This window comes from Serratia symbiotica, from assembly GCF_000821185.2.
Lineage (GTDB): Bacteria > Pseudomonadota > Gammaproteobacteria > Enterobacterales > Enterobacteriaceae > Serratia > Serratia symbiotica.
In genome coordinates this window covers 444,079-459,188 of the sequence record NZ_CP050855.1, presented here as the reverse complement: position 1 = coordinate 459,188, position 15,110 = coordinate 444,079, and the positions used below count along the sequence as shown (strand labels likewise).

Below are 15,110 nucleotides of genomic sequence, written 5' to 3'. Positions count from 1 at the left end.
CATCGTATCCATTCAGGCGGTCATTAGCGTGAAGGCGTTCACAGGCGCTAATCATCCAGCGCGCTGCCCAGGTAGTCCTGGATGGTGTGGTTGATGGTGTCGTGATCGCTTTCCGTCAGGCTCAGGAAGCGCCGCTCCGGGATAACCGAGCCGGGGTGATTGACCTTTTTGACCACCCGACCGTTGAAGGCCAGCGCCTGCTTGTAGCGCGGGCGGATCACATGCGGGCGCGTGGTGCCGCCTTCGTTATGGATGCGCGCGTACACCACGTTGGTGCCGACCACCGCCATATTGTTGTCGGCGTCGCTGTCGATGGAGGACATCAGGCGGCGGGTGTTCTGCAGTATTTTTCCCGCCCGCTGGACAGGGAGCCACTTGGGCCGCCCCTCCTGTTCGAAGTTCTCCATTACCGCGCTTAGCATGTCTTCACTGATCGCCTGCATCAGCGGCTGGCGGTTTTCCAGCGAACGCACCATGCGCTCCAGGGCACGCCGCAACGTGTCGGGCACGTCAATAAACAACTCAACCATCGTGCCACTCTCCCACCAGGACAGGCAGGTGCATCAGCTCCGCCTCATCGCCGTCAAACAACAGCCAGGTATGCTTAACGACAGGGCTACCGGTGAATAGGCTAACCTGTGCGGCGCGTGGTGTGGCGCTTTGCGTGACCACATACACCAGGTCGCCATTGGTCTCCCGCAGTACCACGTCGGGATGCGCCAGCAGCGCGGGCAGTCGTAGCCAGGCATTGGACAGTGAGGCGTTCCCGGCATCACGCACCGCCGCGCCCGTCAGCGTAATGGCTGCACGCTGCGGGGCAGCCTGCAGCGCATCCAACACCGACGGCAACAAGGCTCCGGCATAACGCCAGTCCTGGTGCAGTGCCGGGTCGGCTGCCGCACGGCGTACCCAGTCGGACAGGTCACGGGTAAACGTCTCCAGCTCACGCGGGGAAGAAAATACCGTTTTTACCGCCTGGGCCGTGAGCGGCGGCGGTGCTGTATCGCCCTTGCGCAGCAGCTGTTGCCCCAATTCCTGCATGTACCCTTTGCCGGGGTTGAGGTGGAACCCGGCATCCGGCGTAAAGAGCCGCCCGGACTTGGGGTCTTGATAGGCTGTCACCGGGCGGGTTTTACCGTCGGTGCCATAGGGTTGCTGGATGGTCTCCAGACGGTCGCCCGTCGCTTCGACGCCGATCGGATGGTTGGCCATGTCGCGTTCGCTACGGGCGCGAACGGTGCACCGGCAGTGGTAACCGTTCGGCGGGAAGAAGGTATCCCAGAACGGATCGTCATAGCGGTAAACGCGCCCGTTAAGCGAGGCATGGGACGGGCGGGTACGCGTATCCATCACCGCGCTGTACTCCCAGTAGGGGCGGAAAGCGACATTTTCCATCATGCTCTGGTAGCGGCCCGCCATGTAGCTGGACTGCATGTTGGTGCGGAAGATGGTGTCCAGCCGGTACGGCAGCAGCTGCTTGCCCTCCAGCTCTCCGTCCGGGGAGGCTTTCAGCCCCTTGCCGATCCAGCCCTTGCGGGCCAGTTCGGGCAGCAGTTCGTTCTTGAACTGGGCCTGGGATTTGCCCTCTTTGAGTGCGTTGGCCTGGGCAGTGCTGATATCGGTCAGCACATCCAGCTTCAGGATACCGGACACGGTGAAGGCAGTGGCATGGGCTGAATCTTTCACATCGTGCCAGTTGAAGCCAATGGTGTAGCCCTTCGACTCGAAGTAGGCGATCGCCTTCTCCGGCTGCAGGGTCATGGCGAACCCCAGGTCAACGTCCATTGAGTCGCCCCCACACGTCTGCCACAAAAATGGCCTGGGCAATCAGTTGGCGCAGCTCGCCGTCGTCCAGTCGTGGGTAGGACTCTGCCAACATGACCATGGCCTCATCCGGCGAGTGTCCCCGATCTAACGCGGCAATCACCGGCGACAACATCTTGTCCATGGCCTGGCCAACGGCATCGGCAACTGACGGCGGTGCATCATCAATCGCCACCTGGATAGGGTCGTTTTCCACTGCTGCTCCGGCAGTGTTCAGCGCGGCCAGCCGCGTCAGAGCAGCAGACTGGCTCAGTCCCACCGGGCCAAAACTGGACGTTATCGGCTGCAGCAGCGCCTGGCCTTTTTTCGGTGCAGGCATCCCGGTTTTTTCCAAGGCCCAATCCACAGTGACCGGTACCCCGGCGCGGACAAGCCGGTCAATGGCGGTGGCGGTCTGGGCCAAGTCGTCCGGTTCACGGGTATCAAATTTAAACCGACACATCCGGCGCGGCGTGATATCGCCGTAGCCGTTGAGCACCAGCAGCGGGTACAGCAGCTCGCGAGTCAAGGTGCCCGCCAGCTGTACGGCGTCGCTGGCCATCAGGTCATGACGGACTTCGTTGTGCACATTGCCCAGGGCGTTGGTGCTGCTCTTGCCGTCGGCCTGCGCGGTCAGCGTCGCGCCCAGGATAATTTTTGACTGGGTACGTTCGCACCACTCGATCATGAATTGGAACGGATCAACCTGGCCCTGGGCGGCAGACTGGAAATCAATAATCATGCCATCGGGGATAATGCCGCCCGCATCGTGTCCCAGGCTCATGATGGCGTCCATCAGGATGTCTTTCTGGTCTTCGGTGGTGCCCGACGGATATTTACCCACGCGCATGGGCAAGCCGTAGATCTCCAGGAACTCGGCCAGGTCACGGGCGGACAGGTTCTTGAACAGATACGACCAGGCCAGGACACGGAACAGGCCGCTTTCGGCCAGCCAGCCGCTTTTGGCTCGGTACTTGTGTAACAACCAACCGAACGGCTGCAGCGGTGCGCCGTCCTGGGAGCCGTCAATCAGCGTAATGGTGTTGCCCTGGAATTGGGGCGTCTGGAACCAACGTTGCGGGCGCTTGTGGAAAGCTTTAGGCAACCAGATCCCCTCGGCGCGTTCCCACTCCAGCTCAACCGGCGAAAAGCCGTGCCCGATGGCGTCCAGCATATCGAACAACAGCGATTCGAAGTCCGGCAAGTCCTGAAACCACTCGGTGGCCTCCGCCGCCATGGCTTTTTCGCGGGCGTTGGCATTACGTGGCGGCGCTATGCTCCAGCTGAGCGGCATCACTGCGCGGCGGCGTTTGCTCAGTTCGGCAAACAGGTGGCCGTCGCGCTCCTCCATATCGCTGAAAAAGTCCGCCTGGCGGGTCAGGTTGCCCTGTTCGGCTTCCTGAAAAATGCGGTACAGCCGACGAATATCAATGCCCAGAGAGGGATGCTCTGCCCACTGGCGGCGCAGGTAGCTCCCGGTGGTCTCTGATTGCTGCTGTTTCAGCGTCCCGGATGACAGGGGATTGCCGTGAATATCAACCAATGTAGGCATCACCAGCCTCCTTTAGAAAAACCACCGCGCCCACGACGGCCACGGGATGAAGTAGCGGAACGGTACTCAAATGACGGTGTACTGCTGACCGCCAGGCTCCACAGCATATGCAGGGCATCCGGGCCGTCGTCATGGTCTGCTTTGGGAAAATGGCGCAACTGCTGGATCAGCGTGTTCTGCGTGGCGTGCAGGCGGATCAAGCCGTTCTCCATATGGGGTTGCAGGGTCTCGATACGCAGCAGCTTATCCGCGTGGGGAATGATGGCCCGCGCCGGAACGGGATACCCCAGCGCCGCCGAACGCTTGACCAGCTCGGTGCGCAGGAACTCCTGGAACTGCACCGATTCGATGCCCCAGACCAGGCAGCGGTATTCGATGTGCAGGTCGATGATGTCGCTGATTATCTTGTCCGGCAGACGTTTGCGGATTTGGGCTTCGACCACGTCCAGAATGCCGGTCGCGCGGTTGAAACCGCCCACCAGAAGCGCCGACGGGTCACGGCTGGCACCGGCCTTGCCCAGGCTGGGGTCGCATACGCCGTAAAACAGCCATTCGTTGAGCCGGTTAACCCAGAATTGAAGGCAATGGGCAAATATCGCCCCTTCACCACTGACCGGGTCGTTCTGGTACTCGGCGTCAAAGGTGCCGTGGCCATCACGGGCGCGGATAAGCATCAACGCCAGCAGCGGACGCGCCGACCAGGACACCACCGCGCCTTCGGTCATTTCCGCCTGGTGCAGCGTATAGAAGTCGTTGGCGGCATCGTCGCCGTCGTTACGCAGGATCTCTTCCCAGGTATCCCACAGCGACATATTGGCGGGCCACTGGCGCAGAGCTTTAAACCGCGCGTGACGCCACAGCGGATTGCGCAAGGTGCGGGAGAGCACCGAATCGTAATGCAGGATAGTGCCGATATAGACGACGTCCATTTTGGCACCGGCACCGCCCAGCGGCAGCACGGTCTTTTTTAACCAGTTCTCGACCTTGTCACGCTGGTCGGGGTTGCGGACTTGCTCGTCGTTCTCGATATCATCAAGTACCACCAGATCGGGACGGTATGGGCCGTGACGCAGGCCGCGCAGCTTTTTGCCGCTACCGGCGACCTGTACCTTGATGTCGTTGCGCGTCAGGATGGTGCCCATCTGCCAGACACGGCCCGCGCCGCACGCCTCTGGAAAATCGGCCAGCAGACGCGGGTTAAACTCCAGCTCCGCCTTGATCGCCTCCAGCATCGGATACGCCTGGTCGATACTGTCCATAATGATGACCAGATAGCGTTTGATAGCGCGAATAATGCACCACAATACAAACAACTGACTGACCAGCGTCGACTTTGCCTCGCCACGGGGGGCGGCGATGGCGTCCTGCTCGCCCTTGCGACTGGCCACGATTTGCGGCAGACGGCTAAACAGGTACAGATGCAGCTCGCTGGGGTCAGCATGGCGGACATAGTGCGGGAAGTAGGTTTGCACGAAATAGCGGTAGCCGTTCTGCGGATCGGCAACCAGTTGGCGTCGCTGTGCCATGGCCGCCGCGCCGGTATCGAAGCCGATGCACTCCGCTTCAATCGTCCGGCGCAGGCTGGAGGCCAGCTCCGCCAGCGATTTCTGGAACTCACGGATGGAAAATTTAGCCGCCATATCTCGCCCTGAATACCCTGTAAATACGCTTTAAACGCCGTTGTAGCGGTCGGCCATCACGGCATTGATGCGAGCCGTCATTGCCTGGGCCAGAACATCCGCACCGGCACCGTTCTCACAGCGCACGAGAAGCGGCTGCGAAATTCCACGCAGCAGGATGCACACGCGTCCCTGGCGTTCTGCCATAACGGCGCTGACCTCGGCAGGATCGACATATACGCCGTTCCCGGCATCAATCAGTTGTTTCATGCCAGCGCCGCCTCTATCTGGGCTTTGATACGCGCTGACGCCTGGAAAGGGGTTTCACCGTACTGGCGATCGACGGTGTGGATTGCGCTGTCGCGCAGTTTGGCAAAGACGTCGCCGTCGTTGCTGACCCAGACCCTGGTTATCTCGTCAGCCCGGACAGTGGTCTCTGCCGTCAGCGCAATCAGTTTATTAGCCATAGTTTTTCTCCAATACTGGCCCGAAGGCTTCCAGCACCTCGACGAACGCCGTCAAATGCTGAGGGTAATGTTCCTGGATGAAGGTGGAAAACAGCTTCATGGTTTCCATCGACGTCGCCAACTGGCTGGTCTCCGGCAAAATCTTCTTGCTTGCTGCAATGGCCTTGCTGTAGCCATCGGTCAACGATGCCAGCAGCGTGACGCGCTCCTGGGCCGGGATGTCGTCGGCGGTGTTGACCTTCTCCAGCGTGACCTGGAACTGGGTCATCAGGCTGGCCAGGATGGAGCGCGCCACATCTTCCGGCGCGCCGCTGGCCAGCATGTTGGCGCTGCGGATCACGTCCCAGTCATCACCGTTTTCTTTGGCCTCTTTCTTCCAGCGTCCTGCCGTAGCAAAGCTGACGCCGCACTGGATAGCCGCCAGCTCCAGAGACAGGGTGCTGAACACATAAGCCCTGCGCAGGGCGTCACGGGTTTCCTTTGGATGTGCCATTAAAACCCCAATCGAGCCTTGATCATGGCAAGACCGGCAGCCACGATGCCGCCTGTGACCGCGCCCGCCGCCGCACCGGCAATGGCACCGCTTTTCACGGCGGCGTTCTGCATGGTGTCCAGGCGCAGCTCGATGCTGTCGAGCTGGGTGCTGATTTTTCGCAGTTCGGCCAGTTCGGGCGCGATGCGGTTGCAACGGGTACGGCGGGTACTGTGTTTTCTGGCCATGGCTTTCTCGTTTATTTGTCGGCCTTGCGGTCGAGTTTGTTTTCTATGCGTTGCACGCTGTTCTTGATGTCCTGCATCATGCCGGTGACTAACGTCATGTCCCGCTGGGCGTCTTCTCGGCGCTGGTAGTCCTGCCGGACATTCATCAAATCACCGCGCACACCCTTGATATCTTCCTGCAGGGTGCGCACCCATAACCCGCCCAAAAACGCGATGATCCCGATAGCAAGGTTGAACGCCATATCAATGGTCATTGGGGGCGCTCCCAGGGGTGTAAAAGGCATTCAAGGCTTCCAGTTTATTGCGTAGCGTCAGGCACCAGGCACCGTACTCGGTCGCATGGTCAAGCAAGGGGCCAGGACTTATTCCCCCGGCGGTGCGGGCATCGGCGGAATGCTCAGCAGCGCCACCGGTGGTGTTTGACACACCTGCAGCACCGGTGTTGGGGTAGCCAAGGACGGCGCGGTAGAGCCGCAGGCTGTCAGGGCCAAGACCAGTAAAATGGTGACCATCGGTTTGTACGGCATGGGCGATCCTCTTTTTAAGCTGTTGTTGGGTGGTGGCTAACTGGCGCTGCGTAGCCTCCAGGCTCAGGCTCAACAATCGCGCCTGCTCGGCCAGCTCCGCCTGTTTGGCCAGCGCCGCCTGCAGCACCGCCTGATTTTTCTCGGCACGCTGGCGGCGTTCGATATCCCAGTCGGACTGCTGTTGGCTTAATTTGACCTGATAGTGGAGTTCGGCCTGGTTATAGCCCTGCCCATAGCCCTGGTGGTGAAGGAACCACCCGGCAGTGCCCAGCGCCAAACATCCCGCAATACCAGGAGTCAGGCGCTTAATCAGTGTTGTCAGGACGATTGCCATCTTTGGGCACCTCTCGGTCACGTTTCAGGGCGGCAAACTTCGACGCCTGGTTCTGCGCCACCCAGGCCGCCAGATACGCCCCAAACAGCAGGTCATTAATCTGGCGGGTAAAGGCGCACCACAGTAGCACCAGGGAACTGACGATAAAGGCACCCACCACCGTGGTGTCCGACGTCGAGATCCGCCCGTGCGGATTGCTGATAAGCTCCAGCAGGCGCAGTAAGGTCATCACAGCGGATCGACGATATGACCCGGCAGCGGCGCAAACTCGCCATCGACCCAGTCAGGCACGTGGAAACCGGGGCAAATCTTGTTGGAGAATTGGTTATGGCCGCAGATCTCCGCGTTACGGTATTTGTCACGCAGGCGAAGAATGGTGCTTTTGAGCGTCGCCCACTGGGCCGGTGTGAAGCTGTCGGTGCCGACCATGCAGACGCCGATCGAGGTGGCATTGTGCCCGGCGACGTGTGCGCCGACCTCCGACTCATCGCGCCCGGTCAGCAAGGTGCCGTCGGTGTCGATCACACAGTGGTAGCCGATGCTGGTCAGCCCGTTGCTGTTGCCTGGCGAGGCGCGGTGGAAGCCGCGCTCTTTGTGCCAACGGTCGATAACCTGGGCGGCGTTCTCTTTGGCGTTACCCAGGGCTTTGCCGTTCGCGGTGGCGGCGCAGTGCACGATCAGGAGATTGATTAAGCGAGACATAAAAATAACCCTCATCTGTTGATGAGGGTTATTGTGGGGAAAGTGGCTGTCGCTAACCCGTTACGGGGGCGTAGTGGGTACTTTTCATAATAGGGAGGGCTGTTCGCTATCGCATGAAGAATGGCGGGGGCGCAGCAGTTCCCAGGCACGAGTGGCGGCGATGCCGTACTTAGGGCAGAGCAATGTCAACGCCATCGTGAGGGACTCACCCTCGGCTTTCAACTGCTCAACCTCCGCCAGAAAGCAGCGGTTACGCCATGCTCGCCAGGCATCCTGGCAGCGAGGGATATACAGGTCTTCACCGCTGAAATGCTGCATCAGCAGCGCGACCTGCTCCGGCGTCAGCGTCTCCTGCAGTAACGCAATGCGGCGCTGGCCGGAGCTGCGCAAACCCTTGCCAATCCGAAACTGGACGCCTCCAAACTGTTGGATCAGCTTACTGGTTGCGGGAAAGCCTATCAGACTGGCAATCTGTTGAACAGATTCCGGCAATAAATCCTGCACCTGCTCATAGTCAGGGTGGAGGGTCTGCATGCTAGAGCCTCCCGTGCCGTTTGGCGTCGATAATCAACATCTGCAGCACCTTGCGCACCTGCTCGTCGTTCTGCCACGCCAGCGGCTTCACTTCGCCCAGCATCCGCTTGATGATGCCGTCCAGATATGACCAGGGGCGATTGGCCTCGGCCAGCAACGCCTCCATCTTGTTGACCATGGCTTTACGCCCTGCAGCCACGTTTGGCTTTTTGCCGTGACTGGCAACCGGGGCAAAGCCCTGCGAACGCATATACCGCACCATGCGCTCCAGCTCGGCATCGCTACAGTCACGGGCGCTGCGCTTGCCGGTCTCCCGCGCCAGCACGGCACGGTAGGTCTCGTCGTCCCAACCGAGAAAATTTTTGCCGGTGTAAATAATGCGCATCAGGTTACTCATCGGTACTCCTCAGGATCGTATCGCAGTGGTATCTATCGGTAGCCAACGTATGACATGCTGCGTGATGACGACATTGGTGTTACGGCAGATCATCTCCCCTGTGGGGACATCGATAAACGCCGAGACAAGCAAGGGCCATCCCTGAGCTTGAAGCTCTTTATCCACCTCGGCGATCACGCCTATGGCGGGACCTGCTCCAAAGTCATAGCTGAACTGCATCACTTTCTCAGGGATGAGATTACCCACGATCCAGTCAAAGGATTGCCTGTTATTCATATATCATCCTCGCTGGAAAACCCCATCAGGCTCATGTGCATCCCTACGATAGAGGTCATTTTACCCATTAGTAATGCCTCGGTAGTATTTGTTCCGTTTGGTGGTGCCCATAGTCGTGCTCCCCCGGTTGTGTAGGTTTATGCAGAATGCCCCCTACATCAAAAGCGCCACCTGTTGCACCCGTCGGCACAGTGGACACTGGGCGATGAGTCGCTGCAGCCCACAGTACGTCCCAGGATTGCCCCAGGAACATCAGATTCAGCTCCCTGGCGCGGATCACTTCTGCCTGTGCGCCGACGCTGTTCTCCCAGTCCTCCAGCAGATATATGGCATCGGCCTGCTCCAGCATCACCAGCGTCATTGCCAGGTACTGGTGATGCGCCAGGCCATCCGGGAAAATAGCCGGGTTCAGCACGGTGAAACCGAAATGCCGCAGCTGGTTGGCCTCTTGGTGAAAGACATCCCGGTTGTAGTTATCAATCCCCGTCATGGGGCCGGAGATAAAGACCACTGGCTTACGCTTACCTGACTGGGGTAGCGCATTAGTCGACGTTTTCATCGTATACCTCGCTGTTTCTTGTGACGTTCGACAGCACTTCTCATCGCGGCTTTGGCCTGATTGGTATAGACGGTACGATTGTGGCCGTCATAGAACCTAAAGCGTAATTTGCCTGGAAGTGCAGGACACTCAACCACCATGCTGGTATTGTTCAGGTGGTAAATACGCCGGCTGCCGTTATCCAGGTATTCGCAACCGCTGACGCAAAGATACATAGACCTTACCTCCCAATCTGCAGAGGTTCTTGCTCGGCGCTGGAGCTGCCATCCACACCATGACTCAGCCTGGCGTTCGTGCCAGCAACATAGCCTGCTCCACGCGCATCCTCATCACCGCGCACTTTTTTAGCGGGACGATGCGCCACCGTGACAAAATTGCGGCTGATTTTTTTGTAGTAAGCTTCCATCAGGCCTTTTTCGGCAGGTGTCACAGCAAATGCGTCAATAACCTGGTACGCGCCATGCACCCATGCCTCACAAAATGCATCAGCCCGCCCTGTCTTGGTGGTTCGCTTGACACTCCTGCGCTGACCCGCGCTGAACTCACGGCGGGCGGACATCATCTGGCGCGTCAACACGTCAAAAGCATAGGCCGCGACTTGCGGACGTTCATCAGGCCCATAAAACACCACCGTGCGCTTGCTGATACGCCATGCGAGATAACTCTGTACGCCAAAAGCCTGGCGAATAATCTCAATAAGCATGGACATGTAGCGGGGCGTTTTATTGGCATTGGAGGGGGCACCTTCACTGCTGGCCTCGCTGATTTCCGTCAACGCCACGTCAGTCTCAGTCACCCGATGTTCGCGCATCATTTTTTGCGCCCGCTCCAGCGCCAGCGACGCCTCATGCGAATTGGTATTTTTACGCGCAAGATTCAACAGCTTTTTAATTTTGGCGAGAAGTTTGTCATTATTTTCCATACGGGGTTTTCCTGAATTTGGCGCAAGCCTGCCCCTGCGGGTTTACGCCATGATTAAAAGAAAATTAATGTCGGGTTAAATTGAAATTAAGTTCAGCCTGTCGGCGTCAATGAATCCACATTGGCGAAATAAGGTTCAACATGAATTTCCACAACCGTTGCCGTTTTCAAGTCTCGCGCCACATCGACGGTCTTTACTGCTTTACCGCCAAATTGCGTTTTACAAGGACGAAAAATAAAGTGGCTACCAACGGCATAACGCTGGTTGAACTCCTTAGCTTTCATGCCTTACCCCATCGATGTGCTGCAGCGTTGACGCAGAAGGCCATGCGTACTTCTGCCCAATGTCGGCCACGGCGGCTGCGGGCGCTGGCCAGCGCCTTACGCCATAACTCTGCCGCTTTATTCCAGTTCTGCTCGCGCTCGGCGCGACCTGCCCCCACCGCATACAGACCGTAATGATTGCGGGCACTGTTTTCAGCAATCATATTCATGTCACACCCCGGCAATATCTAACGAAATTGGTACATACTGGTCAGTATCGCCGACGCGCTCATAAAGACGGATATAGCTTTTACTGCTGACCACCTGGACAGCTTCGGCAAGCGCATCCATCGCGCGTAACCAACGTGGATCAGTAATATCATGACGGCGCAGCTGCAATACGCGGCCAGGGTTGATCTCACCTTCTTTATCGGTGGAGAATGCGCGGTCAATGATGGCCAGCAGTTCTGGGCGAGCGCCCTGAGTCCACTCAGCCACACAGGCATCAATCAGCTCTTTAGCGGCCTGGATACGTTCATCAAAGGCGATGCGGTCTTGCATGGCTCGCTGAACCTTAAACTGGCCATCATAGTTGTACAGGGTGACATTGCCTTTTTTGCCGCCAATGGTCGCCCCGTACTGCTCCGCAGAAAGGTCAACCAGCGCCTGAATATCGGCAAAGGTATCCTGTTTAAAGTCTCGCAATGCCTGCTGCAGTGGCTTGGCGCGTTCAACAATGGCTTTAACCAGCGCATCACGCTCTTTATCTACCGGTTTAATCAGGCTTTCCGGGGTAAGGATGCCACGTGCATCTTTCCAGTAACCCGCTGGAATGGTATTTTCAGTAGTATTAGTGGACATTTTTATCTCCTTGCTGCTCATTAACGTTGAATAACGCGGCGTTGACTTCAATATTGCCAGAACCCTTTAATTTCATAATGTAAATTTCCTTTATTATCATGAGAATGTCAGCGGCATTTTGTTTCATGATTAACGCCAGGCATTCAGAATGCCCAGGCCGCCCATCATTAAGCCCTTCAATACCTACACTGATGGTGACTGGGACAGATATGTGCCCGGATTTATCAGTAGGTACAGCATCATTCTCAGTAATATCAAAAATAACCTTTGCCATATATTCCCCTGTTAATGTAATGACTCAGACCAAATAATCCGGCATCCGTCCTGAACGAATACCCCTTGTTTAAAATCGCCCTGGCGACCATGACCAAATTGCAGGTAACTGGCTTTTCCTGTGCGAGTCATATACTCACAATATGCATGACGGTTGATGCGAATGACCGGTTTACCGCCATGAAACATAATGCTTTGAACCGTGATACCACGTGCCGTTAAAGACAGAATGACGGACTCAGCGCGTACCATCGCAGAGATCAATGACGTGTTGGCGTTATTATCAAAATCGCTGGCTTGCATAGCCCCTCCCATTATCAATTAATTAACATGCTGGAATATTCTTCAACCAGGGCCACCGAAATACCCTGATCACCGATACCGCTGGCGCGGACTACACCCCGCGCCAATTTAAATAAACGGCGGTAATTCCCCTTTGAGGCCTTATAAAAGGCATCAGCTAACTCAGGTAGCATTTTGATATTGCTTTCATCGTCATTAGTGGGTAATAAACTCACCAGAATGCGATCAAAGTCGGTTCGGTCATGCTTTGCTTTTTCTCTATCCAGATCGATAGCCATACCCACGCGGCTATAAAGTTGGGCATATTCACCCCGGCGACCCTTGAGGTTGAGTAGCAGGCGTGGCATACCAGCCAGCACGACACCAGCACCCGCCCGGTCATGGATACGCCGCATCGCTTCCAGGGCGCGGTAAGGCAACAACTCAGCCTCATCAATAAGCACCAACCAGCCCGTATCATGTAACGCGGTGATACAGTTCTCACTGAGGTCGTGGATATTGCCGCGCTTGTTGACCCCCAAACGGTCACATAACTCCTGCAGCAGCACCTTGGTGGTATAGCCAGGGTCAGCCTCAATTAAAATCACGTCGTTATAGCTGCTGGCGTATTGACGCAATACCATGCTCTTGCCCAACCCTGCGTTGCCATAAATTACACCGATATCGGCATCCAGATGGGTGTTTCTCAGCAAGGTCAGGCATTTACTGGATAATTGCGTTTTAACAAAACACGCTTTGACCTCACGGTTTTTCTCTTTATCTCCCTCACGGGTAATAAAGTTATTAATCGCCGCTTCAACGTTATCTATATTGCCGTTATAAACGCCTTTCAAATATTGCGAGATAACAGCAGGACTCAAGCCAGTTTTCGCTGCAACCTTGCTTTGGGTGTAACACTTCCTCGCCATCAGGCGATTTAAATTATCAATCACAGTCATTTTTAAGCCTTAACGGTAATTACCGTACTTTTTTAAATCATCTTCATATTCGGATTCGAATAAATAGGGTCTACTGCTTATGCGATCCGGTTTTGACTCCATCGGAATGAATTTGCTGAAATCAGTGTCGGCTTTATGCTCCAGCGCGGGACGCAACTCGTCTTCCGCATCCTGAATTTTGGTCTCTGCCAGTTTAATTTTACGCTTCGCGCGCTCTTCCAGGGCTTTCTGGACTCTGGCCACCGGCACTGGCGATGCGGTATTACCATTCCAGATGGCGGTACAAACATAGGTGCCATCCATTTGGCGAACAATGACTTCAGTCGGATCATGGATATCAAAGGCCACCCGGACTTCCTGCCGGTCAACAGTAATCAGTTCTTTCGAAAAATACTGGTTATTCTCCAAGGCTATCCAGCCACGCTGCGCAACACGTTTAACTTCCGGCATAAACATTTCGCGCAATTCACCGTCCGTCATGTATTCGATGTCGTCACCTTCCTGCTCCAGTACCCACTGGCGGTAAGCTGCTGGCGACATCCATTTCCCATTAACCTTGGGTAATTCGCTATGCCCGTGGTGATTGTTGTAGTCGTCTATTTCCTCCTGTACGGCGTCAATCAATTGCCGCCAGGTGGGCAGGATCTTCAACGTTTTCTTATTCTGCGCGGTCAGTTCGCGCCCATCCCGCAAGGCGTTTGACAGACTGAGTATCTGTTGCCCCCGAATACGGACAGCGTTAGGATCGGCTCCGATGCCGTTGTAGGTCAGGAACCGCTTGGCCAGTCGGTCAGGCATTACACCGTTCAACCGTTCAATGATGCCGCGCGCCTGCGGATTACCGGGAATACCGGTCATGTGCTCGATGTGCAAGCGCGGAAAAATACCGGTAATGTCCGCATCCAGCATTTTGTTGGTTTCCCCGCCGCCGTTATCGGAATACACGAACAGTGGCTTGCCGTGATGTTTCATGCCATGCCGGTAGGCATCGGCCACCGCAATGGCATTCTCCGCCAGGGAAACGCTCCAGCCAACGATATAGCGTGTACGGCCGTCAATAACCAGCGTCAGCTCCGGCGTGAAAGGTCTGCCATGGATAGGATGCGCCACTTTTAGATTCAGCGACTTGCCATCCGAAATCCAGCACCCGTTCACCGGCATTTGTGACCAGTCACGCTGCAGATAAACTTCAAAGGCTTTTGCCGCTGACCCCGACACGCGTCCGCGCATACGCTCCCGCAATGGCAGCTTATCCACCAAACGTATTACCGCGTCATACGATGGCAGGGCCATCAGCATGGCGGGTTGGTCGCTGTACGTCTCGTACCAGTCGCGCTTGAACGAGCGGTATGCCTCTTTGACGCTGGGGCCGTTCTGGTTGCTGTAGTGTGGCCAGAACATGCCGAAGAACCAGACCACGTCTTCCGGGCGTTTGCGTTTGGGCTGACCGGGTGCCAATAACGCCAACCGCTCCAGGCCTGGCTTGGTAGTCAGATAGAGGGTCAGCCACGCCTGCAGGCAGCTCTTGCTGACGCCAATACGACTTGAGCCTTTGCGGGCGTTGGCCAACCCAGCCGCTACCATGACCCGCGCGGGCAGCGTTCCCTGGCGAGAACCGTCGGCGATGAATGTTACCGCCGCAATTCGGGACATACCGGCAGCGCGCAGTTTCTCCACCTCCTGAGCCAGCAGGGCGCGCGCATCGGCCACTTTTTTCTGGTCGTCGGTCAGTGTGGCGACCTCGCGCTCCACCAGTGCCGGGCACTGACGCATGATCTCCAGTTCTTCACGCGGTTTAACCAAGGAATTGCGCTTGATCGGCAGGCCGTCAGACTTGCAACCTGACTGCTCAAGCACCGATTTAAAGTGGCGCTGGCGAACGGCCTCTTGGGTATCAGCAGGGAGGCAGTCGATATGGTATTCAAATGCCTTGCTACCTTCACGCTTGCGCACCAAATCTGGCGCAGTCCCGGCGCGTTTCTTTAAAGCCAGGCGTAGCCCTTGCGCAGTGCCAGGTAATCCCGGCATTCCCACTAATTCATTTACACTAAAAAACATAT

Annotated in this window: 25 protein-coding genes; all 25 read right to left on the bottom strand. The window is 56.8% G+C overall.

Annotation, left to right across the window (positions count from 1 at the left end):
- Positions 1-47 precede the first annotated feature (47 nt).
- Positions 48-530, bottom strand: a complete 483-nt coding sequence (locus SYMBAF_RS02385; RefSeq protein WP_040264938.1) for a phage virion morphogenesis protein — start codon at positions 528-530, stop codon at positions 48-50.
- Positions 523-1,812, bottom strand: coding sequence for a phage head morphogenesis protein (locus tag SYMBAF_RS02380; protein ID WP_185899891.1), 1,290 nt, complete (start codon positions 1,810-1,812; stop codon positions 523-525). The genes SYMBAF_RS02385 and SYMBAF_RS02380 overlap by 8 nt, the downstream gene beginning before the upstream one ends.
- Entirely contained in the window at positions 1,775-3,355 is a 1,581-nt protein-coding gene (locus SYMBAF_RS02375) for a DUF935 domain-containing protein (protein ID WP_040264937.1), read from the bottom strand. Before SYMBAF_RS02375 ends, SYMBAF_RS02380 begins: the two co-directional genes overlap by 38 nt.
- Positions 3,355-4,995: a phage terminase large subunit gene (terL, locus tag SYMBAF_RS02370; RefSeq protein WP_040264936.1), complete on the bottom strand. Its 1,641-nt coding sequence runs from the start codon at positions 4,993-4,995 to the stop codon at positions 3,355-3,357. The genes SYMBAF_RS02375 and terL overlap by 1 nt, the downstream gene beginning before the upstream one ends.
- 30 nt (positions 4,996-5,025) lie before the next feature.
- Positions 5,026-5,244, bottom strand: a complete 219-nt coding sequence (locus SYMBAF_RS02365) for a hypothetical protein (RefSeq protein ID WP_040264935.1) — start codon at positions 5,242-5,244, stop codon at positions 5,026-5,028.
- Positions 5,241-5,441, bottom strand: a complete 201-nt coding sequence (locus SYMBAF_RS02360) for a hypothetical protein (protein ID WP_040264934.1) — start codon at positions 5,439-5,441, stop codon at positions 5,241-5,243. Before SYMBAF_RS02360 ends, SYMBAF_RS02365 begins: the two co-directional genes overlap by 4 nt.
- On the bottom strand, positions 5,434-5,934 hold the full coding sequence (locus tag SYMBAF_RS02355; protein ID WP_040264713.1) for a DUF1804 family protein: 501 nt from the start codon (positions 5,932-5,934) through the stop codon (positions 5,434-5,436). The genes SYMBAF_RS02360 and SYMBAF_RS02355 overlap by 8 nt, the downstream gene beginning before the upstream one ends.
- Positions 5,934-6,161: a hypothetical protein gene (locus SYMBAF_RS02350; RefSeq protein WP_040264712.1), complete on the bottom strand. Its 228-nt coding sequence runs from the start codon at positions 6,159-6,161 to the stop codon at positions 5,934-5,936. Before SYMBAF_RS02350 ends, SYMBAF_RS02355 begins: the two co-directional genes overlap by 1 nt.
- An 11-nt stretch (positions 6,162-6,172) precedes the next feature.
- Positions 6,173-6,415: a hypothetical protein gene (locus SYMBAF_RS02345; protein ID WP_040264933.1), complete on the bottom strand. Its 243-nt coding sequence runs from the start codon at positions 6,413-6,415 to the stop codon at positions 6,173-6,175.
- Positions 6,405-7,022 carry a hypothetical protein gene (locus SYMBAF_RS17470; protein WP_052447691.1) on the bottom strand — a complete coding sequence of 206 codons (618 nt, stop codon included), beginning with the start codon at positions 7,020-7,022 and terminating at the stop codon, positions 6,405-6,407. Before SYMBAF_RS17470 ends, SYMBAF_RS02345 begins: the two co-directional genes overlap by 11 nt.
- A complete protein-coding gene (locus tag SYMBAF_RS02335; RefSeq protein WP_040264711.1) occupies positions 6,994-7,251 on the bottom strand; it encodes a hypothetical protein in 258 nt (85 codons plus the stop codon). The genes SYMBAF_RS17470 and SYMBAF_RS02335 overlap by 29 nt, the downstream gene beginning before the upstream one ends.
- The gene (locus SYMBAF_RS02330; protein WP_040264710.1) at positions 7,251-7,724 is read right to left on the bottom strand and encodes an N-acetylmuramoyl-L-alanine amidase; all 474 of its coding nucleotides are present in this window, start codon (positions 7,722-7,724) and stop codon (positions 7,251-7,253) included. Before SYMBAF_RS02330 ends, SYMBAF_RS02335 begins: the two co-directional genes overlap by 1 nt.
- 84 nt (positions 7,725-7,808) lie before the next feature.
- Positions 7,809-8,258, bottom strand: a complete 450-nt coding sequence (locus SYMBAF_RS02325; protein ID WP_040264709.1) for a hypothetical protein — start codon at positions 8,256-8,258, stop codon at positions 7,809-7,811.
- Between the two features lies 1 nt (position 8,259).
- Positions 8,260-8,655 carry a gp16 family protein gene (locus SYMBAF_RS02320; protein WP_040264708.1) on the bottom strand — a complete coding sequence of 132 codons (396 nt, stop codon included), beginning with the start codon at positions 8,653-8,655 and terminating at the stop codon, positions 8,260-8,262.
- Positions 8,656-8,664: 9 nt separating this feature from the next.
- Positions 8,665-8,931 carry a hypothetical protein gene (locus SYMBAF_RS02315; RefSeq protein WP_040264707.1) on the bottom strand — a complete coding sequence of 89 codons (267 nt, stop codon included), beginning with the start codon at positions 8,929-8,931 and terminating at the stop codon, positions 8,665-8,667.
- A gap of 67 nt (positions 8,932-8,998) precedes the next feature.
- Positions 8,999-9,490, bottom strand: coding sequence for a DUF4406 domain-containing protein (locus SYMBAF_RS02310; protein WP_040264706.1), 492 nt, complete (start codon positions 9,488-9,490; stop codon positions 8,999-9,001).
- Positions 9,487-9,705: a hypothetical protein gene (locus SYMBAF_RS02305; RefSeq protein ID WP_006709448.1), complete on the bottom strand. Its 219-nt coding sequence runs from the start codon at positions 9,703-9,705 to the stop codon at positions 9,487-9,489. Before SYMBAF_RS02305 ends, SYMBAF_RS02310 begins: the two co-directional genes overlap by 4 nt.
- 5 nt (positions 9,706-9,710) lie before the next feature.
- Positions 9,711-10,412 carry a DUF7168 domain-containing protein gene (locus SYMBAF_RS02300; RefSeq protein WP_040264705.1) on the bottom strand — a complete coding sequence of 234 codons (702 nt, stop codon included), beginning with the start codon at positions 10,410-10,412 and terminating at the stop codon, positions 9,711-9,713.
- 92 nt (positions 10,413-10,504) lie between these two features.
- Entirely contained in the window at positions 10,505-10,696 is a 192-nt protein-coding gene (locus tag SYMBAF_RS02295; protein WP_040264704.1) for a hypothetical protein, read from the bottom strand.
- Entirely contained in the window at positions 10,693-10,905 is a 213-nt protein-coding gene (locus tag SYMBAF_RS02290) for an ANR family transcriptional regulator (protein WP_040264703.1), read from the bottom strand. The genes SYMBAF_RS02295 and SYMBAF_RS02290 overlap by 4 nt, the downstream gene beginning before the upstream one ends.
- A 1-nt stretch (position 10,906) precedes the next feature.
- Positions 10,907-11,536 (bottom strand): DUF3164 family protein, encoded by a 630-nt coding sequence (locus SYMBAF_RS02285; RefSeq protein ID WP_040264702.1) that lies wholly within the window; start codon positions 11,534-11,536, stop codon positions 10,907-10,909.
- Positions 11,526-11,810 carry a hypothetical protein gene (locus tag SYMBAF_RS02280; RefSeq protein WP_040264701.1) on the bottom strand — a complete coding sequence of 95 codons (285 nt, stop codon included), beginning with the start codon at positions 11,808-11,810 and terminating at the stop codon, positions 11,526-11,528. Before SYMBAF_RS02280 ends, SYMBAF_RS02285 begins: the two co-directional genes overlap by 11 nt.
- Positions 11,811-11,821: 11 nt before the next feature.
- The gene (locus SYMBAF_RS02275) at positions 11,822-12,112 is read right to left on the bottom strand and encodes a hypothetical protein (protein ID WP_082026896.1); all 291 of its coding nucleotides are present in this window, start codon (positions 12,110-12,112) and stop codon (positions 11,822-11,824) included.
- A 14-nt stretch (positions 12,113-12,126) separates the two neighbouring features.
- Complete coding sequence (locus SYMBAF_RS02270) at positions 12,127-13,050, bottom strand: AAA family ATPase (protein ID WP_040264700.1); 924 nt, start codon at positions 13,048-13,050, stop codon at positions 12,127-12,129.
- 9 nt (positions 13,051-13,059) lie between these two features.
- Complete coding sequence (locus SYMBAF_RS02265) at positions 13,060-15,108, bottom strand: Mu transposase C-terminal domain-containing protein (protein WP_040264699.1); 2,049 nt, start codon at positions 15,106-15,108, stop codon at positions 13,060-13,062.
- Positions 15,109-15,110: the final 2 nt, after the last annotated feature.